Origin of the sequence: Lactiplantibacillus sp. 7.2.4 (genome assembly GCF_018991185.1) — a bacterium.
GTDB lineage: Bacteria > Bacillota > Bacilli > Lactobacillales > Lactobacillaceae > Lactiplantibacillus > Lactiplantibacillus pentosus.
On sequence record NZ_JAGYGS010000027.1, the window covers coordinates 14,347 to 39,461 of the forward strand.

A 25,115-nucleotide genomic window follows, 5' to 3' on the forward strand; every position below is an offset into this window, starting at 1 on the left:
TCCGAAGCGATTGCGCTCCAGAATAGCTTTGAAATTTCGATGCCGATAATAAAGTCGTTGCTTTTGTTACTTAGTTTGATCCGCAGCCACAATTTCCGCCTGAGTTGGAATGGAAGGCTGCGCGCCTAATTTTTGAACTGCCAATGACGAAGCGCGATTGGCAAAACGCACGGCCTCAGCTAAGTTGCTGAAATCTGGTTGCAATACAGAGCTTAACGCGCCAATGAACGTATCACCAGCTGCCGTTGTATCCACTGCGTCAACTTTAAAGGCCGGGACAAATCCGTGTTCACCACCGCGCATCCAAAAGGCACCCTTGCTACCGACCGTGATAATGACGTTGGCTACACCTAGTGCTTGTAATTTTTGCGCGCCAGCAACCATCGAAGCTTCATCCGTGATATGAACGCCAGTCAGCGTTTCCGTCTCAGTCTCATTTGGGACGATCAAATCCGTGACCGCTAATAATTCAGCTGGCACCGCGTCCGTTGCCGGTGCTGGATTAAGAATCGTCTTCTGCTTAGCGGCTCGTGCGAGCTCAAATCCGCGTTGGGTCGCAGCAATCGGTGTTTCAAACTGCGCAATTAAAAACGTGCTGTCCGCAATCACTGATTGGGCTTGCTCAACATCTTCCGCCGTGACGAGCTGGTTGGTCCCACCGTCAATTAGAATTCGGTTTTCGCTACTTGCATCCAACAGGATAAATGCGGAGCCGGTCGCAGCCGCATCACTATGCTGAACAAAGCGATCGTCGACCCCGCTCTCTGTCAGTTGTTGGACCATAAAAGTACCTTCCTGATCTTGTCCAACCTTACCAATAAAGGTCGTTTGGGCACCGGCCCGGGCAGCTGCGATCGCTTGGTTTGCGCCCTTGCCACCACCTGCAACACTCTTTCCTGTCAGTGGTAAAGTCTCCCCAGGTTTTGGAAAACGTTTGAAGCGTAAAATCGAATCGACATTTAAACTGCCTAACACGGTTACTTTATTCATGATTATTCGTCCCTTCAATGTTCAACTGTCCTAATTTTAGCAAACTGCACCGGGTGATGCATCCGTTTTGCGTCAGTTATCAGCTAAAAACAAGATTTGGATGCAACCAAAGCGCCTCAGTCAAGTTGCGGATCACCGCCAAAAATTGCCCATCAAAAAAGCGCGGTCCTCTGACTTTCATCAAAGAACCGCGCTAAGACTGATTAGTCTGGGAAGTTAGCAGCTTCGTATACTTCTGATACGTCGTCGTTATCTTCTAATTCATCAATCATGTGTTGTAACTTTTCAACTTTATCAGCTGGAACGTCAGTCAAGTTTTCTGGAATCATGGTCAATTCGGCCGTTTCCAGCTTGTAACCACTGGCTTCAAGCGCATCCCGTACGGCAGCTAATTGCTTAGGATCCGTGTAGATTTCGAATGCTTCGTCGCTTGATTGTAAATCATCACCACCAGCATCCAAAACATCCATCAGCATCGTATCTTCATCCGTGTCTAAATCTTCACGACTGATAACGATGTAACCCTTACGATCGAACATGTAGCTAACGGCACCCGTGGCAGCCAAAGCACCACCATGATGCGTAAATGCTGAACGAACGGCCGCAGCAGTCCGGTTTTTGTTGTCAGTTAATGCGTGAACCAGAACGGCGATACCACCAGGGCCGTAGCCTTCGTAAGTAACTTCTTCGTAGTTCTCCGCACCGGAGCCACTACCTTTATCAACCGCCCGTTTAATATTATCTTTAGGCATGTTGGCAGCTTTGGCCTTATCCATAACTAACCGCAATTGCGCGTTAGAATCTGGATCAGGACCCCCGGCTTTAACAGCCATATATAGTTCACGGGAAATCTTTTGGAAAACTTTCCCACGTTTAGCATCTTGGGCGTTCTTACGTCCTTGAATGTTATGCCATTTTGAATGTCCTGACATGTGTGACTCCTTCTTTCATATTTATTTTCAGTTTAGTAGATAAACATACGTAAAGTATGATAGCAAAAAAAGCGAGCGATTTCAAGCGCTAGACCCGCCTGTACTCACTTTAATTGAACCTGTATGTTGCTGAGGCTTAAATCAAGGCGCCAAAAGTTTAATAATCGATCAAGGGCGCTGTTTCGATTTTGTCAGTAACATATATTTGCGCCCATTGACCTTTGGTTGCTTTTTCAAAAGTTGATTTAGTTCATCAATTGTTAAATGATGCATGCCACCCCAGTTGGCAGGGTCTATTGATTTCTCTATACTTTTGATCAGTTTCTTCTCTGAGTCAGTGATTTTGCACACTCCAATCTCTTAAACCAATCAGCTTGTCTAACTCCCAGCAGTAACAACACCCATCTCACGATAGATTCTTATCACTCCAAAATCACATTCACCTATGGCCGCAAATAAGCATAGCCCGCATCCTGTAAATCCACCAGGCGCACAACGCCCGCTGGAACCACGGTGACCCCGTCCGGAAGCTGGTCGGCTTGAATATGATGGCTCGCCATCGCGTTATGGCAGGCATCCACCTCAACTTGTGGCAGGTCCTGTAACATGTCATTCCAGGCCGGGGTCGTCAACGTGGTGATGGCGGGCCCGTTGACCACGATCACGACCGTACTGGTTGGACGTAGGTCTAAGAAATTGTGAACGTTACTAATCGCCATCGACACTTTTTCTGGTTCATCGACATGGACGACTAAATTGGTCATTTGATTGGACTCCCTTCAAGTGAACGCACTTCTAACGCCCGTAAATAATGATAACTACTCAACATATTGCCGCAAGTGGCATCCGTTTCATCCGGCACTTCATAAATCATCGTTGCGCGGGGGTTCAACACCGGCAGTACACGCTGCCAATCGATCAACCCCTGCCCGAGTGGCAAGCTATCGTGACGCTGCCCCATCGAATCAACGAGATGATAGTGCTGAATCAGCGGTGCCAAGCGTTTTAAGGCCAGCATCGTCAGGTCCATATCGCCATGTAAAGCAATGAAAACGTGGCTCAAATCACAGACTAACGGATAGTGATGCTGAATGATGCGCTCATCGAGCTGTGGATCGCCGTACATGAAGCTGGCCGTGACCCCATTTTCAATCATCACGTGCCCACTCCCCTGACGTACCAGCTCGTCTAGGCGTTCAAACACGACATCCCGGGCGACACTTAACGACTCATATTCATTGATCAACGGAACACTGTCGCTGCCGTAGCCGCCATGAACCAGCACCTTGACGTCCAGTTCCGTCGCTAAACCGAGTAAGGCTGCCGTACTGTCATGCAAAAATTGATAGGCCTCAGCTTCGCGCTTGGGGTCCAACAATTGGTCCAAGTGAACGCCATGATAACTCATCGGGTGGTGAATCACGATCTGCTCGGTGACATTTTCTTTCACAAATAACACTGCCGCCTTCAATGCAGCAAACGCCGCCGAGTCAAAATCTGCTTCACTGGTAAAAAATTCAAATACTTGCGGTCGGTATTGTAATCGGTTCATTAATTGTGCCGGTGTTTGGGAAGCTTTCAGACCTAACTGAACCTTCCCAGGACGCCGCCGTAACGCTAATTGGGTCATCTGCACCACTCATCCTTCCAATAAATTCCAGCCAAATAAAAAGGTTTGGAATCAGATTCCAAACCTAGTATACCGCTATCGTTCCGTTGATTGTCAACCAGACTTCCCGACACCGGCGTCTCATTAGTCAGCCGACTTAGTTGAACCACGGCGAACGATCCCGTATGGTAATGTGACCGTCTTTTCGTCAAGTTCCTTATCGTTCATCAGCTTAGTGAGCATCCGCATCGCAACGGCACCGATATCATAAAGTGGTTGCGTGATTGAGGTGATGGCTGGACGCGTAATCTGCGTGATGATCGTATCGTTACTCGTAACGACTTCCAAATCATCAGGCACATTGATGCCAGTTTCCATGCTTGCATTGATAATGCCGGCAGCCATTTCATCGTTACCAACAAAGACGGCAGTCGCACCGCTATCAGCAATGACCGGTTGTAACTTACGGCCGGCATCGTATGAGTAGCCCGCTTCATAAACCAACGCATCGTCAAATGGAATCTTGGCCTTCGTCAACGCCCGCTTGTAACCGGTCAGCCGGTATTCAGCGTTGATTGATTGTGAGAGTGAACCGAGTGCCAAAGCAATCTTCTTGTGACCACGGCCAATTAAGTTCGTGACCGCTTCTTCAACGGCAGCTGCATAGTCAATGTTAACGCTAGGCGTTTCGTTGTTAGGATCAACTGTCCCGGCTAACACAACGGGGGCCTTGGCCCGTTTGAATTCAGCACGGAGTTTATCATCAATATGGTTCCCCATGAAAATAACCCCGTCAACTTGCTTAGCCATCAACGTATTTAACACGTTAACTTCTTGTTCCCCAGCATCGTCTGAGTTGGTCAAAATGATGTTATACTTGTACATCATCGCAATGTCATCGATCCCACGTGCCAGTGAGGCGAAGTAAATGTTCGTGACATCTGGGATAATGACGCCGACCGTCGTTGAGCGCTTACTTGCTAGTCCACGTGCAACGGCATTTGGCCGATAGTCCAACCGTTCAATGACGGCTAAAACTTTCTTCCGCGTTGCTGGTTTAACGTTAGGATTCCCATTAACCACCCGTGAAACCGTGGCCATTGAAACCGCCGCTTCACGCGCCACATCATAAATTGTTACTGTTTGCTTTTCCATATAAAAATAGCCCTTTCTTGCTTGGTATCATATGTTTTCATCCGTTTTCATGCAACATCAACCAATATAGCAAAATTACGGTCTCAATGCAACTTAAGAATGCTATTGAAATCGCTTTCATGAAAATAATACCCTATCTGTTTTCAAAATGCAAGATTTACCACACGGAGATTGTTATTTTTCACTAACGATTCTCAGCTTTTTATCATCAAGAGCGCTATACTAGTATTATCATATCTAAAGGAGTGTTTTGAATTGGCAGATTATACGAAACTGCAACAAGTCCGTCAGTGGACGCAAGATAACCACGTTGACGTGACCTACATTAGTAATTTCCACACCATTTCATATTTGACTGGGTTTGAAAGCAATCCCTACGAACGGACACTGGGATTGTTCGTGTTCGCAGATGCTGAACCGTTCCTCTTCGCCCCTGCGCTGGAAGTTGAAGCCATCAAGGAAATGGGCTGGCCATACAAGGTCTTCGGTTACTTGGATCACGAAGATCCCTATGCTTTGATTGCAACGCATATCCAAGAACAGCTCACTGATCCTAAGTCGTGGGCACTTGAAGCGGGCAACTTGACGCTTGACCGGTTCAATGCCCTCAAGGCGCAATTCCCAGCTGCCCACTTCGACAAGGATTTATCACCATATATCCAGCAACTGCGGCTCGTCAAAACGGCGGATGAACTCGAAAAGTTGAACATTGCCGGTAAATGGGCCGATTTTGCCTTCGAACAAGGGTTTGCCGCTGTCAAAGCCGGTCGCACTGAGCAACAAATTGCCGCTGAACTCCAATACGCCTTGATGAAAAAAGGCATCATGGAAATGAGTTTTGATACTTTGGTCCAAGCTGGTGAACACGCTGCTAATCCACATGGTGCAACCAACGAAACTCAGGTTAAACCTAACGAACTGGTCTTGTTCGACCTCGGTGTGATGTATGAAGGCTACGCATCCGACGCCTCACGGACGATCGCCTATGGTCAGCCAACCGACAAGCAAAAAGAAATCTTCGATGTTTGTCTGGAAGCTAACTTGACCGCCCAAGCAGCCATCAAACCAGGCATGGCCGCTGAAGACGTCGATAAGATCGCCCGCGACATCATCACTAAAGCTGGCTATGGCGAATACTTCATTCACCGCCTCGGCCACGGAATCGGTCAAACCGACCACGAATTTCCGTCCATCATGGCTGGGAACCACATGCCATTAGTTGAAGGAATGTGCTTCTCCGTTGAACCTGGGATTTACATTCCAGGCGTAGCTGGTGTCCGGATCGAAGACTGTGGTGTGGTGACGAAGGAAGGCTTCAAGCCATTCACGCACACACCAAAGGAAATGAAAATTTTGGACCTCTAGTCTAAACGGCTCGTATTCTCGATAAAATGAATAATCCGCCCCATCGTGCTTATCAGGATGGGGCGGATTTTTCGTCCTAGTGCAAGGAACCGCCAGCAATCTAAAAAACAGGACTTGACGGTTTTCCCCAATCTTCCTCGCCAACTTAAAATCATTCGATTAACGCAAGTAACCGCTTTACTAATCGTGGTTGCTTGTCATAGAATAAGTCTACTAGCGCGCTCACCTGATTAGCAGCGCTAAGACCATCTTCAAGGAGGTTTGCCCGCTTGTTTACCCTATTCATCTTACTTTTACAGCGACTCGGGATTATTCTTGCCCTAGCTTTTATTCTCGTGAACGTGCGTTTCTTCCGTCGCCTGATTAACCAAAATACGTGGCAGGCCAAATTCGCACTAATCATCATTTTCGCCATTTTCACGGTCATCTCCAACTTGACCGGTGTTGAAATCACGCATGACAGCGCGCTGATTCAAAGCACTTTTTTGACCACGTTGCCCCAGTCTGATTCCATCGCGAATACGCGCACCCTGACGATTACGGTTGCCGGAATTATCGGCGGACCCATTGTTGGAACCGCGGTCGGTTTTTTAGGCGGCCTGCACCGGGTCATTCAAGGCAGTCTCTCTGACTTCTTCTACATTCCCAGTTCAATGCTGGTTGGCCTCTTTTCAGGTGTTGCGGGACGATACTTCAAGCGCAACGACACCTATGCCGGTCCTTGGATTACCGCACTGCTTGGCATCTGCTCCGAAGGGATTCAAATGATTTTTATTGGCATTTTCAGCGGTTTGGCGTTATTAAAGCTCATTTTCATTCCAATGATGGGGCTCAATAGTATCGGCGCCTTCGTGTTCGTCTCGATCATTAACGCCTATATTACCAATGAACAACAACTGAAAGCCGTGCAGACGCATGATGTCCTCAATCTGACGGACAAGACCCTGCCCTACTTTCGCCAAGGACTCAACGTTCAGTCCGCTGCTAAGGTCTGCCAGATCATTAAGCAGTATACGAATTTTGATGCAGTCGGAATTACCGACCGGGTCAATGTACTCGCACACGTTGGCGCTGGTCAGGACCACCATCTTCCCAACCAAACGGTGATGACTGACCTCTCCAAGCACGTTATCACCAGCGGTACCGCCCGTTTTGCTTATCATAAAGCCGAAATTGGTTGTCCCAACGCCAACTGTCCACTCGAGTCAGCAATCGTGCTACCACTCAAGGTTAATGACCGCACGATTGGTGCACTCAAGATGTATTTCGTTGAAGCTGAACGGCTCACGCCAGTCGAAGAAAACTTAGCACTGGGACTGGCCTCGATTTTTTCAAGTCAATTGGCCTTGGGAATTGCTGAAGAACAATCCAAACTAGCGAGTGATGCCAAGATCAAAGCCTTACAAGCACAGATCAACCCACACTTCTTCTTCAATGCCATTAATACCATCAGTGCGCTGATGCGAACAAATGTGGAACAGGCCCGCACCGCATTACTGCAACTAAGCACGCTTTTCCGGTCGACATTACAAGGTGTTCGTGAGACTGAAATCCCACTGCAGCAAGAGTGTGAGCATGTCAACTCGTACATTGCCCTTGAGCAGACCCGCTTTCCCGATAAGTATCGCGTCACTTACGATATTGCGCCAGATGCTCAGATCAAGGTTCCACCCTTTTGCCTGCAAGTCTTAGTAGAAAACGCGGTCAAACACGCCTTTACTGGTCGTTCGTCAAATAATCAGATTAATATTAGCGTTCAACAATCGGCCGACACCGTCCTGCTGGAGGTCAGCGATAATGGCAACGGAATCGCACCAGCACTACTTCCCCAGTTGGGTGAGGTCGCAATCGATTCTAAATCAGGAACTGGGACCGCACTCTTTAATCTCAATCAACGGCTAATTGGCTTATACGGTCCGGCAAGTCAACTACAGATTCAGAGTACGACAGCCGGAACCACGATTAAAATGGCGATTCCAAGGCGCTCAGCCAATCACACGAAATAGCTGGCGATGGCTGCCCATCAATCTACGATAGTCCAAAATAGTTCTCGTATCGCCCACGCCAACAGTTGATTGGAAACAGAACTATTTTCGGTTAATCTAAACGCGAAATTGGAACGCTGACCACTCGTTTTTGGCCTGTTCCTTGCAAATCGGTTGCTCAATCACAACCAAGTAACGCTCACACGAGGTGAATTTCAATGAATATTTTAGTTCTGGATGACGAGCCACTCGCACGGCAAGAACTCGAGTACTTACTCAAACAAAATCCACAAGTTGAGGCTGTATTTCAAGCAGCCAGCATCGCTGAAGGTCTCCAGCTACTTATTAGTAAAAAAATCGACCTACTCTTCTTAGATATCGACCTCAACGATGAGAATGGCTTCACGTTGGCCAAAGATCTCGATCAACTGGCGAACCCACCCCTAGTCATTTTTGCCACAGCTTATGACAGTTATGCCGTCGATGCGTTTAATATTGACGCCATCGACTACGTTTTGAAGCCATTCGAACAGGCACGCGTCGATCAAGCAGTCGAGAAAGCCAACTCACTCCTGAAGACGCCGGTTGAACCGTCAACCACCACGCCGACCGCAACGGTGATTACGATTACGCAGGATGAAAAGACTCGGGTCATTCAAATGACTGATATCCGTTATGCGGTAATTAATAATGGCGAACTCACGATTACGACCCACAACGACCAGCTCATGACCCGTGAAACGCTCAACTGGCTAAAAGCGCGTTTGGATTCTGACCAGTTTATTCAGGTCCATCGCAGTGTTTTAGTCAACGTTGCTGATATACACGAAATTCAGCCTTGGTTTAACCATACTTATCAATTGACCATGAGTGATGGACAAAAACTCCCGGTCGGCCGTTCATTCATCAAACCACTCCGAGAAAGGCTTCGTATGTAGTTGGTAATCCATTCGGCAGTCAATTAGGGCAGTTTACGGCCAATATTTTGTTATTCGGCTAAAAAAGCGCTTAAACGCGCTTTTTTTCGTTATGATAATCTCGAAAAACAAGGAAAGAAGGATGATTGTCATGTCGAAACCCAATCCAACAGCCAAAACAACCTCAGCACCATTTCTCGTTCAAATCGGAATCTATACGGCAGTCCTATTTATTGCGAATGGCCTCTCGGGACTCTTCCCAGCTAATTTTCCGGTTCCCGCACCAGTGATTGGCCTCATCTTATTATATTTAGCGCTAACATTACACATCGTTAAACTCGAATGGGTCGACTCGGTTGGCAGCTTCCTGATTAGCATTATCGGCTTTCTGTTTGTCCCTTCCGGCATTTCACTAGCTGCTAACTTGAAAATCATGCAGCAACAAGGCCTTCAACTGGCAATTGTCATCATTTGTGCCACGATTATTTTGCTGGTTGTGACGACCTATACTGCCAAGGGATTGATTTGGGTGCACCAATTACTCAAAACAGGCTTCAGTCGGCCGACCAGCTCAGCAACCAATCTGACCCGGGCCGTGTCCCCAGAAGATAAGGAGCGTGATTAATATGTCGACACTCATTACGACCCCCTTTTTCGGCATCGTCTTGTCCATTGGGGTTTACCTGATTGGGCAATGGTTATTCAAGAAAAGTCACGGTCTGTTCATTTTTCAACCGCTATTTGTCGCGATGGTTCTGGGAATCGCCATCTTAGTACTACTCGCAACAGTCTTAGGCACCAGCACCGCTAAACTTTACACAACCGCCTATAAGCCAGGCGGCGACCTGATCTTCTGGTTCTTAAGTCCGGCGACGATCGCATTCGCAATCCCACTCTATAAGCGTAATGATATTATCAAAAAATATTGGTTAGACATTCTGGCCTCGCTAGTTATCGGTGCTAGTATTTCACTAGTCGCCATCGTTGGCATCTCAAAATTAATGGGCCTCAGCGAAGTGGCGACTAAATCAATGTTACCGCAAGCCGCAACGACCGCGATTGCCTTACCGATTGCAACCTCAATTGGTGGCAACAGCGCTGTGACCGCCATGGCTTGTATTCTAAACGCCGTTATCATCTATGCACTTGGTGACTGGTTGGTCAAAACGTTCCGGCTCAATCGTAATCCAATCGGTGTCGGGCTTGGATTGGGTACTTCAGGCCACACGATTGGTTCGGCTTACGCGCTGAAACTAGGTTCGGTTCAAGGCTCAATGGCCGCGATTGCCGTTGTGATTATCGGTATCGTCATTGACCTGATCGTCCCAATCTTCAGTCGAATCCTGTTCTAATGTTTCCCTCATATCACCTTATCAAACTGAAAAGGCGCCACTAAGCGAACATTGCTTAGTGGCGCCTTTGATATGTCCTAAAATCACAGATTGTGCACGTTAACTTGCTTTTTTCAGTGGCCCAAGCTGGCTACTTTAGCGCTTAAGAACTGGCGCGTGAATCAGCCTCGGTCCAACCTAAGCATGATCACAGTGCGTACGAACTTATCAGTCCCATCTTTTAAACCACGCCCACCTGACGTTATTCTGGCAGTGGATGCGATGCTTCATAATCTGCAACCTCGTGCAGTAATTCATCGGTCTGCTTAAGTGGTAGGACATCGCAGTCCACGGCTGCTTCACTGCCGGCTTGACTCGCGCGCCGATAAATATCGATCTTATGGTTGACCTTTTGGAGATTCAATAAAGATTGGTGAATCTGGGCCTCAACGGCTTCACGCTGTTCCTCAAACATGGCCAGTCGTTGGTCGATGGTTTCGTCGCCGGCCGCACACCAGCTGATAAATTGCCGAATATCTTCCAACGGCATCCCAGTTTGTTTTAAGCAGCGAATGAGGGCTAATGAATCTAAGTCGGCGTCGTTAAAAACCCGCCGTCCCTGCTTATCACGTTTAACAAACGGCGTTAACCCTGCCTTGTCATAATAGCGTAGGGTATAACTTGAAATTCCAGTCTTTTTTGCAACTGCGCCTATTGAATACAACTTGATTCCCTCCTCAAAACAGATGGGACACCGAGCAACCGCTCCGTGTCCCAATTAATGACCTAACGCTTTATTTTTCTGATGATGGCTTCTCATCAGTTGGCTGTGCTTCTTCAGCTGAAGTTGGCGCTGCTGATTGTTCGTCAGTTGACGCATCGGTCGCAGCCGAATCCGCTTCACTTGTTGCTTCCGACGTTTCATCAGAAGCTGACGATGATTGACTGGCATCTTGATAAGCTGCCCCACCATCAATAACGATGTCCTGTTCGTCGGGGTCGTCATCTTCGACCTTGGCTAGTTCGGAACGCAAACTATCTGTCGCTTGGTCGAGGCTTGAGCCGTAAGTCGCACCAGTTTCTTGCTTAGCGGCTTGGTATTGGTCCGCAAAATCAGCGACCTTTTGCTTAGCATCTTCAAACTGTTGACCGGCTTCGGCTTTGAAATCTTCGGCCGCATCATTGGCATAGAACGCATAGTCAATGGCACGATCTTTAAAATCTGCAATCCCTTGTTGCGCTTTGGCTTTTAATTCAGCCTTTTTGTCGTCATCTAAACGTTTAACAGCAGTGGCCAAGGCCGCGCCACCTACGATAAGACCTAATAAGAATCCTTTTTTCGACATAATTAAGACTCCTCACTATTATTTTTTGAACGCCGGTTACGATAAACATCAAATGCGGCCTTACCAACCTTGCTAGCACTTGAAAACTTGCTGCGTTTTTCGTTGGATTTGCCGACTTTAGCCGTTAATTCACGCGTTGCTGCATTTAAATCTGAAACACTTTGTCCCAAGTCACCCATTGCTTGGAACGCGGGGTCGATCGTTGCAACCTTACCATTGACATCCTTCAATAATTCATTGGCATTTGCCATGATTTTTTCAGTTTCATGCGACAAGGCGTCAACATCATCAGTAATGTTGCTCAAACTGCGATTAACTTCCCCCATCGTTTTGGTAATCCGCATTAAGAAAATCCCGATAAAGCAAACTAGTAATAAGAATGCAATGGCGGCAATGATGCCCGCAATGTGTGTAATCATCCTAAAATTCCTCCTTCAACAGCCACTATATTAGAACTAGCATAGCATTGTCTTAAGTATACCGCAATTAAAAACCTGCTTACAACCGAGTCTATCGGCCATTTAATCACGCTGGAACGATAATCACTTGGTTGACCAAGTCAAATCTGATAAACTAGTGAACAGACAACAATTAACGAGGGTGAAGATATGTTTAATGCAATTAACTTAGCAGCCGTGGAGAACCCGACCAAACAAGTCTCCGTCTGGATGAAGCTTGCTAAGAAAATTGACTGGCAACAAATTATTATTAATATTGGTGGCAAAATACTCGAAATCATTTTATTTATTTTACTATTTTGGGTCATCGATCGGCTAGGAAAACGCCTGATTCATCACTTATTCATGACCAATGCCAATACGAGCGACACAGCCAACAACCGGATTTCGACCATTTACACGTTATCGCTGAATATTTACCACTACGTCATCATGTTCTTTGGGATTTATGCCGTACTGTCCGTACTGGGCGTTCCCGTTGGCACATTGATCGCCAGTGCCGGAATTTTCAGTGTCGCACTTGGCTTAGGGGCCCAAGGCTTTGTCAGTGATATCGTCACCGGTTTCTTTATTTTATTAGAAGACCAAATTGACGTCGATGACTATGTCAAAATTGAAACGATCGAGGGCACCGTCTCTGCGATTGGCTTGCGCACTACACAGGTCACTAGCCCGGATGGCACGTTGAACTTCATTCCCAACCGCAAAATTTTGATTATCAGTAACCAATCTCGCAATGACATGCGGGTTCTGATCGACCTGTATATTCTGACCACGACACCCGTTCAAGAGCTGACACAGGTCGTTCGCGATACGAATACGGAACTAGTACCGAAGTACCCAGACATCATTGGGGAACCCGATATTCAAGGTGTTACCACCCAAACTGACGGGACGTTGGTCTTCCGCGTCCAATTCTACGTGAAAAATGGGATGCAATTTGCCATTCAACGTGACTTCTTGTCCGCCTATCTGGACGCTGCTCGGGCAGCTGGGATTCAACTCCCTTCACCACGATTGAACATTGCACCAACCCATAAATAACTCATTTAATCCAAAAATTCGACTCGCGCTGGTTCTTATTCTTAACCATCACGAGTCGAATTTTTATTTTGATTCACGCCTAACCGTTTTGCGAAAGTTAATTTGGCATTGATCATGATTAAATCATGCCAATTGTTAGGCTTACTGTTCGTCAGCCGATGCGCGCCTTAGTCCGACTTCCGGGGCCGGCTGACAATTGCTGGAACGTAAGCCGACGTCGATTTGAACTCACGCAGAAACCCACTGCGCAATTTCAAATACGAGTCTTATTCTAAGCCGGAAGAAGACCACTTCCGACTAAGAATAATTTGGCTACTGAGCATTGTCAGCCGGCCCCTACAGTCGGGAACCCACTCGAATGGCAGATGAACGGCCACCTATCTTGGTACAACTGACCACTGAACGTTAGAAGACAGGTCCTTCGAGCAAACTTAAAATCTATCTTGATGATGCTTATGGTATTTTAGCACTGAGAAGATTACCGAATTTTATTGACTAATTTCAATGGCAACTAGTACTGAATTTAGTCAATAAAATTATCCTTGCTTAGAATTCAAAATTTTGCTATCTCAAACGATCAGTGAAGATTCTGACAAGTTGAGTAAAGTTACTTTTCTGAGACCTTGAAACATGGGTCGAAAAATTTAGTGGTTTTTAGAAACTAGTCCGACAGTTGACTATCAAAATTCCCGTGTACCAAGGAATCAACGATTAATTCCACAAAAAGCTAGGTCCGCACATGTCTGCCTTTCGAATACCATCCCGGCTGGAAGGTATTCGGGGCAAGGCCCAGTGGTGAAATTTCACTTAGCAAGCGTTTTTGGCTTGGTTAGTGAAAGACCAGTATTTAAGACGTGGTTTGTCGGCTTAAATCTGTGTCCACCACGTTCCGGCCATTGCCCAGAATGCCTGGAGGCCGGCGTAGGACGCATCTATCCATCAGTTTTACACTAACTCGCTTTGTTTCCAGCGGGTCTCAGCTGGCCGCTTTTGAACTTAGAAATTGGCATGATTTAATCATCTTTAATGCTGAAGAATAACTAACACATTGCGGAAGCCAAAATATCCCGCCATAACTGATTGATGAAGACTTTCATCAATCAATCATGGCAGGATATTTATATCAATACAGTCGTCCTTATTTTCGTAATGCGTTTCGATGGGTCAAATAACCCGTCATCGCATTGACGCCACTCATAATGGCCGCGGTATGCGGGACCATATTTTCCGAATGTAAGGAGTATGGACTGTCCACACCTAGCCAGAACATGGTGCCCGGAATCTGATGAATCAGATAACCAAAATCTTCACCCGTCATGGCCGGTGCCGCCTCAATAAAGTTCACGTCGGCATCATCCTGCATATACTGAATGAAGTCAGACGTGATGGCATCGTTATTCTCGACCGGATAATAACCACCCTGATTGAGCTTCAAATCGATGTTACAGTCGTAAGCCAGCGCCACGCCTTCAGCAATCGTCCGTACCCGCCGTTGAATATGCAAATTCATCTCTTGCGTCAGGGCCCGAATCGTCCCATCAATTTGTGCTTCACCGGCAATCACGTTACCAATCGTCCCGGCGGAGAAGTGACCTAACGTCACGACGCCGCTTTGAATTGGATCAACGTTGCGGGCAACGATCGTCTGTAATTGTGACACGAGGGCTGCACCAGCCACGACCATATCGTTCGCTTGGTGTGGGTAAGCCGCATGACCACTCTTACCGCTAAGATGCGCATGAATCTCGCAAGTGCCGGCAAACAACGTTCCCATCCGGCACCCAATCGCACCGGTTGGTAGATTGGGATTGTCATGGAAGGCAAAGATTTCATCTGGCATCCAATCACCATCAAGAGCGCCACTTTCATACAGCCGTTGCCCACCCGAGGCGTTTTCTTCTGCCGGTTGGAACATAAAAATCATGTCCGTTTCAGGACGATTTTCGGCAAAGTAACTCAAAATGCCTAGCGCCACCGACATATGAATATCATGGCCACAAGCATGCATCACACCCGGATGAGTCGATGCAAATGGCAGGCCAGTGTTCTCAGTAACTGGCAAAGCATCAATATCCGTCCGATAACCGATGCGATAATCGTGCCGCTGACCACTAACTTTGACTAGAATCGCGGTATCAAGCGTTGGAATCGTTTTGACCGTCAACCAGTCTTGAGGCATCTTGGCAATGATTGATAGCAAGTATGCCTGTGTTTCGTGTTCCTGTAAGCCGATTTCCGGAATTTGATGTAAGTGTTGATAAATTGGAATTAAATCGGTTTCCCGTAAGACCATGGTTTATCCCCCTCACACTAAAGATTCCGTAATTCAGCCATCAATTCTGTCTTGCTCTTAGTCTTGTCGTCAATGTCTTTCAATTTACGAGCAGGCACCCCACCGACAACGGTGTTTGGCGCAACGTCTTCGATGACGATGGCACCGGCAGCCACAACGGCTCCCTTACCAACGTGCACGCCTTCAAGGACAGCCGCATTCGCACCAATCAAGACATCGTCATCGATTTGAACTGGTTTTGCCGAAGGTGGTTCAACCACGCCAGCTAACACAGTGCCGGCACCAATGTGACAATTTTTACCAACGATTGCACGACCACCTAAGATCGCACCCATGTCGATCATGGAGCCTTCACCGATTTCGGCACCAATGTTAATGACCGCACCCATCATGATGACGGCATTGTCGCCAATCAAAACTTGATCCCGAATAACAGCACCAGGTTCGATTCGTGCGTTATATTGCTTCAAGTCCGCCATTGGAACGGCAGAGTTGCGCGCATTGTTTTCTAATTCATAATCTTCGATATTTGCAGCGTTAGCCTTTAAGAACGGTTCAACATCCGCCCAATCACCAAATAAGACCCCAGCGTTGCCGCTGAAGAAAGTTTTGATCGTTGCTGGAACGTTTAATTGGTCCAAAGCACCCTTCACGTATACTTTAACGGGTGTTTTTTTCTTCGCACTGCCAATGTAGTTAATAATTGATTGTGCATCTAATTTTGCCATCGGAGACCCTCCATAAATTTATTTAGCTTTTTCGCTGGTGGAAAAATCCTTCTCAATCATATCATATTGTTTGCCAATTTCATGGGTCAGAAAATTAAAACTCTTCATGAATTCGCGCCGAGTGACGATTCCCTCGAACAGATTATCGTCATCAACGACTGGGACAAACGGATTATCGATCATCAGATGCAAGGTGGCTTCCACGTCGTCAACATCGTGCACCGTCTTGACTTGTGTTTCCATCACATCTTGCACTCGCTGTTGCAATAGGACCTCGGTATTTAATTGATCAAATCCGAGCATCTGTTCAGTAATCAATGGTAATGAGACCAGTCCCTCAAAATGACCACTGTGGTCGAGGACCGGAATTTTGGAATACTTGATCTTGGTCAACACCAAAAATGCGTGATACAAATTATTATCAGTTTGGACATTTGCCACCATGTCGGCCGGAATCAAATAGTGGTCGGCATTGCGCGACAATAGGTCCGCAACTGGTTGAATTAACATACAAGCGCCCCCTTGACTAAGCTTTCATGTCTCTATTGTAACCGGAAACAGGCTCAGTTAAGTCACTAAATGCATTTTTTACCACAATTTAATTTTCAAAATGGAATTTTAGTTCCGGCACAGCTTGCATGCGCCGATTGTAGTATTGGACATCAATCGCAGTCGAACTGGTGGTAACAATGGCGTAGGTCCCACCGATACGTGCAAACTCCCCGCGTGGAAAAGTGATACTACCCGGATTCAAAACGAGCACCCCTTCACGACGCTCAACACCTAATTGATGGGTATGACCAAAGAATGCCAAGCGTGCATGGGCTGCCGTGGCATTAGCTAACAGGTGATCCAACCCCATGTTCACGCCAAACACGTGTCCATGGGTCATATAGACTGTCACGTCGTCAACCGTAGTTTGCACTTCAATTGGCATGTGCGTGTCAAAATCCATATTGCCCTGGACGATGTACATGTCTTTCAATAACGGATCATCATCTGATAGCTCGGAATCACCACAATGAAAAATTGCATCCACTTGATCACGATAAGTTTCTAGTAATCGAACGACAATGTCGCGGTCACCGTGACTATCACTTACAACTAAACATTTCATGCTTTTGACCACCATTCGTCGAATTTCGTCATGAGTTGGCGTAACGCCGCACCCCGATGACTAATCTGATTTTTTTGTGCCGGCGTCAGTTCTGCCAGCGATTTTTGAAACTGGGTTGACCAAAATAACGGATCGTAACCAAACCCATTATCACCACGCGGCGCAATGAGAATCCGACCCGCTAGTTCGCCGTTAACAACGCGTTTGGACCCACTCGGCTTGAGTGCAACTAACGTCGTATGGAACGTCGCCGTCCGCTTGTCTTCTGGAACACCACCGAGATTTGCTAATAATTTGGCATTATTGGCGGCATCATCGTGATCACCAGCATAACGTGCTGAAAAGACCCCCGGATCACCGTGCAAGGCGTCGACCATCAAGCCAGAATCATCCGCGATTGCGGGTAAACCGGTCGCTTCAACCACGACCGTCGCCTTCTTGGTGGCATTTTCTTCAAACGTAATACCATTTTCCTTAATCTCCGGAATATCAGAAAAGTCTGCCAGCGTCTTGATCTGGATATCATAAGCGGCAAACATCGCGCTAAATTCCTGCGCTTTGTTCGGATTATTCGTCGCAATAATCAATGTCTGTGGTTTAGTCATTCGTTTCACTCCCTAAATCAACATGTTGTGCGTGAAAATCAGGCTGCTCCAGCCAGTCCCGTGCGATAGCTTCAAACTGCTCCGCCGCACCAGTCGTGTAGTATTCATCAGGATACTGTTTGGTGGCAGCATCATTTGCGATATCTAAGTAATCGAGGACTGCTGAAACATCATTGATCGTCTCAGCACCAGAATCGATCAAAGTGACACCCGGCCCCATCACGTTTTGAATCAATGGCCGTAACAATGGATAATGGGTACATCCCATTACCAGCGTATCAACTTGTTGCTTCTGCATTTGCTGCAATGATTCCGCAACAACGCGTTTGGCAACAGTTGAATGATATTCGTTCGATTCAACTAATGGGACAAACTTGGGGCAGGCCTCTGGAAAAACGGTCGCAGTCGGATCTTTCTTCAAAATCGCTTGGCGATAGGCATCGCTACGAATCGTCCCCTCGGTCGCAATGACCCCGATGCGATTCGTGTGTGAGGCTTTCAATGCGGCCCGCGACCCCGGTGCAATCACGCCAATCACGGGAATCGGTAGCTTTGCGCGTAAATCTGGCAGAGCCGCAGCAGTCGCCGTATTACAAGCAATGACCAGCATTTTAATTTGCTTAGCCATCAAGAAATCCGCCATTTGCCATGAAAAGTCCCGCACCTGTTCGGTAGGTCGTGGCCCATATGGCAAACGCGCCTGATCGCCAATAAAATAAACTGTTTCACGGGGCAGCTGCTTCAACGCTTGCTTGACAACGGTCAGTCCGCCGACCCCTGAGTCCATGAATCCAATTGCATGTTCATTTGCCATTTTAAAATCTCCGTTCAATGAATTCTGAAACTTTATTATGGTCTTTTTTAAAATTGATTTCAAGCCAGACTAATTGCGACGAAATTGTAAAGTTTCCTTGGTTAAATTTAAAAAATCCGCCACATCATTAAAAACAAGGTATAATATTGATTATACAGTGGCTCAGATACCACGATTTTTGCATGGAAAGGATTTATCATGACGAACGACTTTTATTCTCAATTTGCGGGCAACTCGATCAAAGCTTCTATTCTCAGCGTAGAATTGTTGCGAGATGCCTTAATACCAAAATTATTGGGTGATGACAGTAGTGGCATTCTTTACTGGGCTGGTAAGGACTTAGCGCGCCAATTTCCTGTCGCTAGTGATGATGATCTCGTGATGTTTTTTGAACAAGCTGGCTGGGGCCACCTCATTGTAATGGATACTAGCGATGAGCTCATTACTTACGAATTGAATGGTGAACCAGTTGCACGGCGTAGCGCCGCCATCAAGTCACCGGATTTCATGCTCGAAACGGGCTTTCTAGCCGAACAGTCGGCGCTTCACACTAATTGTGTCAGTGAAGCTAAAATCACTTTTCAAAATCGCATGCGGCTACGCATTTCAGTGACGATTGACCACAATCAACCAATTATTAATCATGATCCGGCCACCCCAATCGAAATCGTCCGCCCACAAGTTGAGCAAGATGACGAAACTGAAGAAGCACAATAAAACGGTCATTTTGACCGTTTTTTTGTGTCGAGCGGCTCTGCATAACAAAACAACGACCAGCTCAAGAATGATCATCATTCCTGAACCGGTCGTTGTTTTTAACCAATAAAGTGGCGAATAGGCTATTTCATTGGCCCAACCCTGGACCGCTATTAGCGATTCAGAATCACTTGTTTATAAATACTGATCTAAAGTTTGTTTGATTTGATCCTTGGAATGGTAGCCAACTAATGTATCGACGACTTCGCCATCCTTCTTAACTAATAAAGTTGGGATACTTATGATACCAAAGTTGCTGGCCGTTTCTGGGTTCGCATCGACATCCATTTTGTTGAACGTCACCTTGTCACCCATTTCATCGGCTAACTGTTCGACAACTGGTGATTGCATCCGGCAAGGACCACACCAAGTTGCCCAGAAGTCAGTTAACGTAACCCCTGAAGCAGTATCCGTTGTAAAAGTTTTATCAGTAGTTGCTGCGACCATGTAAATCGGCCTCCTTTTCTTATTCTGTTACTTATAGTAAGTATACCAGTAACGTCCGGGAACACAAACAATTTGCTCACAATTTAAGTGTTATCGGAAGGACTCACTACCATCATTAGCCTGAGTGGCAATTGAGTGCTTAAATATTGTTACTTGAACTGGACTTCAGTCGCCCCGTTGCCACCGTGATTGGGCGCCGCAAAGTGGAACGACTTGACTTGACGATTCGACTTCAGGTAATTGGTAATTCCCTCGCGGAGGGCACCAGTTCCCTTACCGTGGACGATGGTCACTGACGGATAACCCGCAAGCAGTGCCGCATCAATGTAGCGGTCAACTTGAGTCATCGCGTCCTCATACCGCACGCCCCGCAAATCGAGGTTCGGCGAAACGTGGCTAGCGTTGGCACTTTGGACTGTTGCCCGCGCCCGTTTCGGTTCGGGTTCCGGCGTGACACGTTCTAAGTCATTATCACTGATCTTCATCTTCAAGATACCCAGTTGAACTTCCCAGGCGTGCTTACCCATCCGCTGCATTAAAACGCCCCGTTGTCCGTACGATTTGACTAGTACATCGTCACCTTCATGAAACTCATGTTGGGCTTTAGCCCGGCGCAAAACTCGGTTCTTCTTCAGCTTAGGTTGCTGTTCAAGGGCATTCAAGGCTCCCTTGGCATCAATCAGCTCATTTTCTTTGACATTCGCCGTACCGCTTGCTAATTGCTTTTTACGCAAATCGCTGATAATCGCATCGGCCTTGGTCTTACTCTCTTCAACGATCGTATTGGCTTGAACCTTGGCATCTTCAATCAGCTGATCCTTACGTTGTTGATAAGCGTTGAATTCACTCTTCAGTTGCCGGTGCAGTTTTTCTGAATCAGCCACTTGGGCCTTCAAAGCGACTTGCGCATCCTCAACTTGCTTACGTTTGGTGACCAAATCGGCAATCATTGCGTTTAAATCTTGACTATCGGTATCTGTCAGCGAGCGTGCCTGGTCAACGATTGACTGTGGAATCCCCAGCCGTTGTGCAATATCAAGCGCATTACTACGCCCTGGAATCCCGACTAATAATCGATACGTTGGCTTAAGCGTCTGCTCATCAAATTCCACGCTGGCGTTGATCGTATCCGGTCGATTAAACCCGTATGCTTTCAATTCTGGATAGTGGGTCGTTGCGACAACTTGGGTGCTTTTAGCGCCAATCGCATCCAGAATGGCAATCGCGAGTGCGGCCCCTTCTTGTGGGTCGGTCCCGGCACCTAATTCATCGACCAACACTAAGCTGTGTTCATCGATTTGAGCCAGGAAGCTCTCGATATTTTCCATATGTGACGAGAACGTACTCAAATTCTGTTCAATTGATTGTTCATCACCAATATCTGCAAAGATTTCATGATAAACGCCGACCCGGCTCCCCGCTTCAACTGGGATAAACAGCCCGGATTGGGCCATTAGCTGCAGTAACCCCAGTGTCTTCAAGGTAATCGTCTTACCACCGGTGTTCGGACCAGTGATCACCATCGCTTGATAATCGATACCTAAACTGATATCGTTGGCGACCACTTTTCGCGGATCGATTAAAGGGTGCCGTGCTTGTCGCAAGTAGACCTCATTGGACGGCGACACTTCTGGTTCAGTTGCGTGCATATCATGGGCATAGCGCGCCTTGGCATTGATAAAATCAAAGTGACCTAAGATGGCCGCGTTGTGAATAATTTCTTCTTGATAAGGTGCAATCAAGTTAGATAATTCTTCCAAGATACGTTGTTCTTCTTGTTTTTCAGCCACTTGGTTTTGCCGCAATCGGTCATTTAAGGCCATAACTGCCTGTGGTTCGATGAAGAGCGTCTGTCCACTGGCACTTTGGTCATGCACGATGCCACCAAACCGCCCCCGATTTTCGGCTTTGACCGGAATCACATAGCGGTCATTACGAATCGTAATAATCGGATCACTCAAATACTTGGCATCATGGCCACGTGTATAGTGTCCCATTTGATTTCGAATTTCAGTCTCTGTCCGGCGAATGCTGCCCCGAATGTGGTTCAATTCTGGGGACGCATCGTCAGTAATATGACCGTCACCTTCAATCGCCGTTGCTAACCGCTTGGTAACCTCTGGCAACGTGACTAATTCATCGACTTCATCGAACAAATGCCGAATGTCATTTTCGGGTGCATCAGCCAACAAATCCGCGAAAAAGCGGGTAATCGCACGGGTTGTCCGTAAAACCCGTGCCACTTGACCTAGCTCACTACCGTTCAAGGTCGCACCAATGGCCAGGCGTTTCATATGTGGTTGGATATCTGCTAAACGGGCGACTGGAATCCCACCCTTTAACCGATAAACTTCCACCCCATCATTGGTTTCGTCCAAGGCGCGCTGAATACCAGCGACCGTGGTCATCGGCTGTAAGTCGTTCAATGCTTGTTGCCCCGTCGCCGAAACGAGGTATGGGGCGAGTTGTTGTTTAACTTGTTGATACTCTAGCGTATTCAATACTTTGGAATTCAATAATATCCCTCCGAAGTTCCAATGAATTACGGAAAGTCGCAAAAAAACGGACAATGCAATTACTTGTCGGCATCATCCGTTTGCATTTTCAATAATTCAGCTTGTTTGTCCACCTGGTCTGAGATTGCGTTAAAAGCGAGTAACGTCGCGATTTCCGTATCCGACATATCAGGTGCTAATTTTTTAAGTTGTGTAATTTGTTCATTCATCATCCGCGTCACCGTTTGCATGTGACGGTCAGACGCCGTGCCGATGATCGTGTAAGTATGACCATCAATTTCCGCTTTGAAGCGGCGCTTATTAGCAGTCATCAACATCCAGCTTCCTTTCAATAACAATAATATTCTAGCATGGTTAGGCCTTTTTTGCGACCGTTAGAACCGCAGACGGCCCTTCAAAAAGAGCCCGCGGACCTGGGTCCACGAGCTCAACATTACGGGTGACTATTGCATACCACCATCATCGGCTAAGAAGGTGTTCAGCACTTGCTCAACCATATCCCATTCATCATCGGATTCAATGAGTTGCAATTCGCCATTATCGCCATCTTCTGGGTCATAGATGTAGGCTTGAATATCAACTTCATCATCGGCCGGTGCATCTGCCGGGTAAATTAAGATGTAGGAATGACCATAGTCTTCCGAATCAAACGTGAATAAAATATTAAATAGGGTTTCATTACCCTCGTCATCAACTAAGGTGATAACGTCGTTGTCTTTACGATCTTGGTTTTGACTCATGTTAGTTCCTCGCTATTCTTGTGTGAGTTTGCCATGGCGATCCAAGTAATTTTGTAAGATCAAGCTAGCAGCTAGCTTATCGATCACCTTTTTGCGTTTCTTGCGTGAGGTGTTCGCCTCTTCGACGAGCATCCGCTCTGCTTCGACGGTCGTTAACCGTTCATCTTCGAAGTCTACCGGTAAGTGAAACCGAGCCGTCAATAGCTCACCATAATGTTGAGCGGCTTCAGCCCGCGGTCCCAGCGTATTATTCATATTCTTTGGCAAGCCGAGGACAAAGCCCCCAGCATCCAACTCGGTCACAAGTTCAGCGACCCGGTCGATACCGAATTCTTCAGCATCCTCATTAATACGAATAATCTCAACGCCTTGTGCCGTCCAACCAAAAGCATCGCTAATGGCAACGCCCACAGTTCTGGAACCAACATCCAACCCCATTAACTTCATGCATCAACATCCTTATCTGCCTTTAAATAAGACTTGACAAGTTCCTCGATAATCTCGTCACGCTGATGCTTCCGAATTAAGTTCCGAGCATCGTTTAAGCGCGGGATATACGCCGGATCACCAGATAGTAAGTAACCGACAATCTGATTAATCGGGTTATAGCCCTTCTCTTGTAATGCTTCATAAACCGTTGTTAGCGTATCATGGACATCTTTAACGCTATCATTATCGAAGTCAAAGTACATTGTTTTGTCTAATGAACTCATATCAAGCACCTCCCGCTAGTTTCCGCTTCTTGTCTATTTTACTAAATGCCCATATGAAGTACAATCAATCCACTTTGATGTAACACATTCGTAATAATAAACGGCGAAATCGGTTCTTTTCTGCAATAATTACATCATTTACAGGGAGTTTTCATTAATAAACCGCTCGGCCAATTGGCGGTCCACGCCACGATAATCTGACATACGTCGTGCTAGTTATTATTTAGCATGAATCATGGTTAAAAGATGCCAGCTGAGCCCCGCTGGAAACAGTGCGAGTTCGCGTAAAACTGCACTGTTTTGCTCGTCCTAGTCCGGCTTCCAGGCATTCTGGGCAATGGCCGGAACGTGGTGGACAGATTTAAGCCGACAACCCACGTCTTAAATACTGGTCTTTCACTAACCAAGCAAAAGACACTTGCTAAGTGAAATTTCACCACTGGGCCTTGCCCAGAATACCTTCCAGCCGGGATCCTATTCGAAAGGCAGATATATGCGGACCCAATTTTTAATGGACTGATTGCTGATTCATATCAAACAGTACAGCTGTTATCTAACTGTCAGATTTGTTTTATCTAAAACTTTTTCTTGATCATTAGGCTATCGTCTAGTCTCATCAGTACAGGAGTGTGTTGATTACTATCCTTTACTTGATATGTTTTCGAATCAGACTAAATATGAACTACTTAATGCTTTGAAATCAGCAATCCTGTCATTTACTAACAAGGTAGTTTCGATTAGATCCGCTCAACAAAATCTTGGCCTGCAAATTCCAGATGAATTTTATTGCCATCATCGATACCAACTCAAAGTTTGTCTGAAGGACCCGTCACCTAGTATTTAGTGGTCAGTTACACCATGTAAGGTGGCCGTTCATCTGCCATTCGAGCGGCTTCCCGACTGTAGGGGCTGGCTGACAATGCTCAAGGGCGAAATTCTTCTTGTCCGGGTGGGTTTCCCGGGCTAGAAGAAGACTCGTATTTGAAATTGCGCAGTGGGTTTCTGCGTGAGTTCAAATCGATGTCCGCCCTGTTCCAGCGTTGTCAGCCGGCCCCGGAAGTCGGACTAGGATGCTCCCGGCTGACAAACACTAAGCTAACTAAACTGGCATCTTTTAATCATGATTCATGACGAACTAACTAGCAAAATGCATAGGCACCGCATCGGTGTTGATTTCGCGATTGATTACCAAAAATCACGGGCTGGTCGTTAAGCATTACTGTATCAAAAAACGGCTTTTCAAGTCGAATTGAA

Annotated in this window: 27 protein-coding genes; 7 read left to right on the forward strand and 20 right to left on the reverse strand. The window is 46.7% G+C overall.

Annotated elements, in window-relative coordinates:
* Window positions 1-66: 66 nt before the first annotated feature.
* The 5 genes from rbsK to ccpA form a co-directional block, all read right to left on the reverse strand.
* Entirely contained in the window at window positions 67-990 is a 924-nt protein-coding gene (gene rbsK, locus KGF70_RS09560) for a ribokinase (RefSeq protein WP_101873256.1), read from the reverse strand.
* Between the two features lie 203 nt (window positions 991-1,193).
* Entirely contained in the window at window positions 1,194-1,922 is a 729-nt protein-coding gene (locus tag KGF70_RS09565) for a YebC/PmpR family DNA-binding transcriptional regulator (RefSeq protein WP_050339319.1), read from the reverse strand.
* A gap of 443 nt (window positions 1,923-2,365) precedes the next feature.
* Window positions 2,366-2,686, reverse strand: coding sequence for a DsrE family protein (locus KGF70_RS09570; protein WP_216768565.1), 321 nt, complete (start codon window positions 2,684-2,686; stop codon window positions 2,366-2,368).
* Window positions 2,683-3,552, reverse strand: a complete 870-nt coding sequence (locus KGF70_RS09575) for a sugar phosphate isomerase/epimerase (RefSeq protein ID WP_105922519.1) — start codon at window positions 3,550-3,552, stop codon at window positions 2,683-2,685. Before KGF70_RS09575 ends, KGF70_RS09570 begins: the two co-directional genes overlap by 4 nt.
* Before the next feature lie 123 nt (window positions 3,553-3,675).
* Window positions 3,676-4,686, reverse strand: coding sequence for a catabolite control protein A (gene ccpA / locus KGF70_RS09580; RefSeq protein ID WP_216768564.1), 1,011 nt, complete (start codon window positions 4,684-4,686; stop codon window positions 3,676-3,678).
* Window positions 4,687-4,941: 255 nt separating this feature from the next.
* Between ccpA and KGF70_RS09585 the strand changes: the two genes are divergently transcribed.
* The 5 genes from KGF70_RS09585 (at window position 4,942) to lrgB (ending at window position 10,305) form a co-directional block, all read left to right on the forward strand.
* Window positions 4,942-6,051 (forward strand): Xaa-Pro peptidase family protein, encoded by a 1,110-nt coding sequence (locus KGF70_RS09585; RefSeq protein WP_050339322.1) that lies wholly within the window; start codon window positions 4,942-4,944, stop codon window positions 6,049-6,051.
* Window positions 6,052-6,320: 269 nt separating this feature from the next.
* On the forward strand, window positions 6,321-8,057 hold the full coding sequence (locus KGF70_RS09590; protein WP_216768563.1) for a sensor histidine kinase: 1,737 nt from the start codon (window positions 6,321-6,323) through the stop codon (window positions 8,055-8,057).
* Window positions 8,058-8,254: 197 nt separating this feature from the next.
* Entirely contained in the window at window positions 8,255-8,974 is a 720-nt protein-coding gene (locus KGF70_RS09595; RefSeq protein ID WP_216768562.1) for a LytTR family DNA-binding domain-containing protein, read from the forward strand.
* A 130-nt stretch (window positions 8,975-9,104) separates the two neighbouring features.
* Window positions 9,105-9,578, forward strand: a complete 474-nt coding sequence (locus KGF70_RS09600; RefSeq protein ID WP_216768561.1) for a CidA/LrgA family protein — start codon at window positions 9,105-9,107, stop codon at window positions 9,576-9,578.
* 1 nt (window position 9,579) lies between these two features.
* Complete coding sequence (lrgB, locus tag KGF70_RS09605; protein ID WP_050339326.1) at window positions 9,580-10,305, forward strand: antiholin-like protein LrgB; 726 nt, start codon at window positions 9,580-9,582, stop codon at window positions 10,303-10,305.
* 241 nt (window positions 10,306-10,546) lie between these two features.
* On the opposite strand, the gene KGF70_RS09610 is transcribed toward lrgB, so the two are convergent.
* The 3 genes from KGF70_RS09610 to KGF70_RS09620 form a co-directional block, all read right to left on the reverse strand.
* On the reverse strand, window positions 10,547-11,008 hold the full coding sequence (locus tag KGF70_RS09610) for a MerR family transcriptional regulator (RefSeq protein WP_216768560.1): 462 nt from the start codon (window positions 11,006-11,008) through the stop codon (window positions 10,547-10,549).
* Between the two features lie 70 nt (window positions 11,009-11,078).
* Window positions 11,079-11,630: a YtxH domain-containing protein gene (locus KGF70_RS09615; protein WP_050339328.1), complete on the reverse strand. Its 552-nt coding sequence runs from the start codon at window positions 11,628-11,630 to the stop codon at window positions 11,079-11,081.
* A gap of 2 nt (window positions 11,631-11,632) precedes the next feature.
* Window positions 11,633-12,049 carry a DUF948 domain-containing protein gene (locus KGF70_RS09620; protein WP_003639138.1) on the reverse strand — a complete coding sequence of 139 codons (417 nt, stop codon included), beginning with the start codon at window positions 12,047-12,049 and terminating at the stop codon, window positions 11,633-11,635.
* A 189-nt stretch (window positions 12,050-12,238) separates the two neighbouring features.
* On the opposite strand from KGF70_RS09620, the gene KGF70_RS09625 reads away from it, so the two are divergent.
* Entirely contained in the window at window positions 12,239-13,132 is an 894-nt protein-coding gene (locus KGF70_RS09625) for a mechanosensitive ion channel family protein (protein WP_216768559.1), read from the forward strand.
* A 1,138-nt stretch (window positions 13,133-14,270) separates the two neighbouring features.
* On the opposite strand, the gene KGF70_RS09630 is transcribed toward KGF70_RS09625, so the two are convergent.
* From KGF70_RS09630 to racE, 6 genes are all read right to left on the reverse strand, one after another.
* On the reverse strand, window positions 14,271-15,425 hold the full coding sequence (locus KGF70_RS09630; RefSeq protein ID WP_216768558.1) for an N-acetyldiaminopimelate deacetylase: 1,155 nt from the start codon (window positions 15,423-15,425) through the stop codon (window positions 14,271-14,273).
* A 17-nt stretch (window positions 15,426-15,442) separates the two neighbouring features.
* Window positions 15,443-16,153, reverse strand: coding sequence for a 2,3,4,5-tetrahydropyridine-2,6-dicarboxylate N-acetyltransferase (gene dapD, locus KGF70_RS09635; protein WP_122211840.1), 711 nt, complete (start codon window positions 16,151-16,153; stop codon window positions 15,443-15,445).
* A gap of 18 nt (window positions 16,154-16,171) precedes the next feature.
* Window positions 16,172-16,663: a cyclic-di-AMP-binding protein CbpB gene (cbpB, locus tag KGF70_RS09640; protein ID WP_050339332.1), complete on the reverse strand. Its 492-nt coding sequence runs from the start codon at window positions 16,661-16,663 to the stop codon at window positions 16,172-16,174.
* A gap of 88 nt (window positions 16,664-16,751) precedes the next feature.
* Entirely contained in the window at window positions 16,752-17,270 is a 519-nt protein-coding gene (locus tag KGF70_RS09645; protein WP_088771066.1) for a metallophosphoesterase, read from the reverse strand.
* On the reverse strand, window positions 17,267-17,875 hold the full coding sequence (locus tag KGF70_RS09650) for an XTP/dITP diphosphatase (protein WP_216768557.1): 609 nt from the start codon (window positions 17,873-17,875) through the stop codon (window positions 17,267-17,269). The genes KGF70_RS09645 and KGF70_RS09650 overlap by 4 nt, the downstream gene beginning before the upstream one ends.
* Window positions 17,868-18,689, reverse strand: coding sequence for a glutamate racemase (gene racE / locus KGF70_RS09655; RefSeq protein ID WP_105919777.1), 822 nt, complete (start codon window positions 18,687-18,689; stop codon window positions 17,868-17,870). Before racE ends, KGF70_RS09650 begins: the two co-directional genes overlap by 8 nt.
* A gap of 198 nt (window positions 18,690-18,887) precedes the next feature.
* On the opposite strand from racE, the gene KGF70_RS09660 reads away from it, so the two are divergent.
* The gene (locus KGF70_RS09660) at window positions 18,888-19,406 is read left to right on the forward strand and encodes a YslB family protein (protein WP_253954815.1); all 519 of its coding nucleotides are present in this window, start codon (window positions 18,888-18,890) and stop codon (window positions 19,404-19,406) included.
* Window positions 19,407-19,580: 174 nt separating this feature from the next.
* Here the strand turns inward: KGF70_RS09660 and trxA are convergent, their stop codons facing one another.
* The 6 genes from trxA to KGF70_RS09690 form a co-directional block, all read right to left on the reverse strand.
* Complete coding sequence (gene trxA / locus KGF70_RS09665) at window positions 19,581-19,892, reverse strand: thioredoxin (RefSeq protein ID WP_216768556.1); 312 nt, start codon at window positions 19,890-19,892, stop codon at window positions 19,581-19,583.
* A 149-nt stretch (window positions 19,893-20,041) separates the two neighbouring features.
* On the reverse strand, window positions 20,042-22,408 hold the full coding sequence (locus KGF70_RS09670; protein ID WP_216768555.1) for an endonuclease MutS2: 2,367 nt from the start codon (window positions 22,406-22,408) through the stop codon (window positions 20,042-20,044).
* 59 nt (window positions 22,409-22,467) lie between these two features.
* Entirely contained in the window at window positions 22,468-22,719 is a 252-nt protein-coding gene (gene zapA, locus KGF70_RS09675) for a cell division protein ZapA (protein WP_050339752.1), read from the reverse strand.
* A 132-nt stretch (window positions 22,720-22,851) separates the two neighbouring features.
* The gene (locus KGF70_RS09680) at window positions 22,852-23,148 is read right to left on the reverse strand and encodes a DUF1292 domain-containing protein (protein WP_050339336.1); all 297 of its coding nucleotides are present in this window, start codon (window positions 23,146-23,148) and stop codon (window positions 22,852-22,854) included.
* 12 nt (window positions 23,149-23,160) lie between these two features.
* Window positions 23,161-23,595 carry a Holliday junction resolvase RuvX gene (gene ruvX, locus KGF70_RS09685; RefSeq protein ID WP_003639151.1) on the reverse strand — a complete coding sequence of 145 codons (435 nt, stop codon included), beginning with the start codon at window positions 23,593-23,595 and terminating at the stop codon, window positions 23,161-23,163.
* On the reverse strand, window positions 23,592-23,861 hold the full coding sequence (locus KGF70_RS09690) for an IreB family regulatory phosphoprotein (protein WP_003639152.1): 270 nt from the start codon (window positions 23,859-23,861) through the stop codon (window positions 23,592-23,594). The genes ruvX and KGF70_RS09690 overlap by 4 nt, the downstream gene beginning before the upstream one ends.
* Window positions 23,862-25,115: the final 1,254 nt, after the last annotated feature.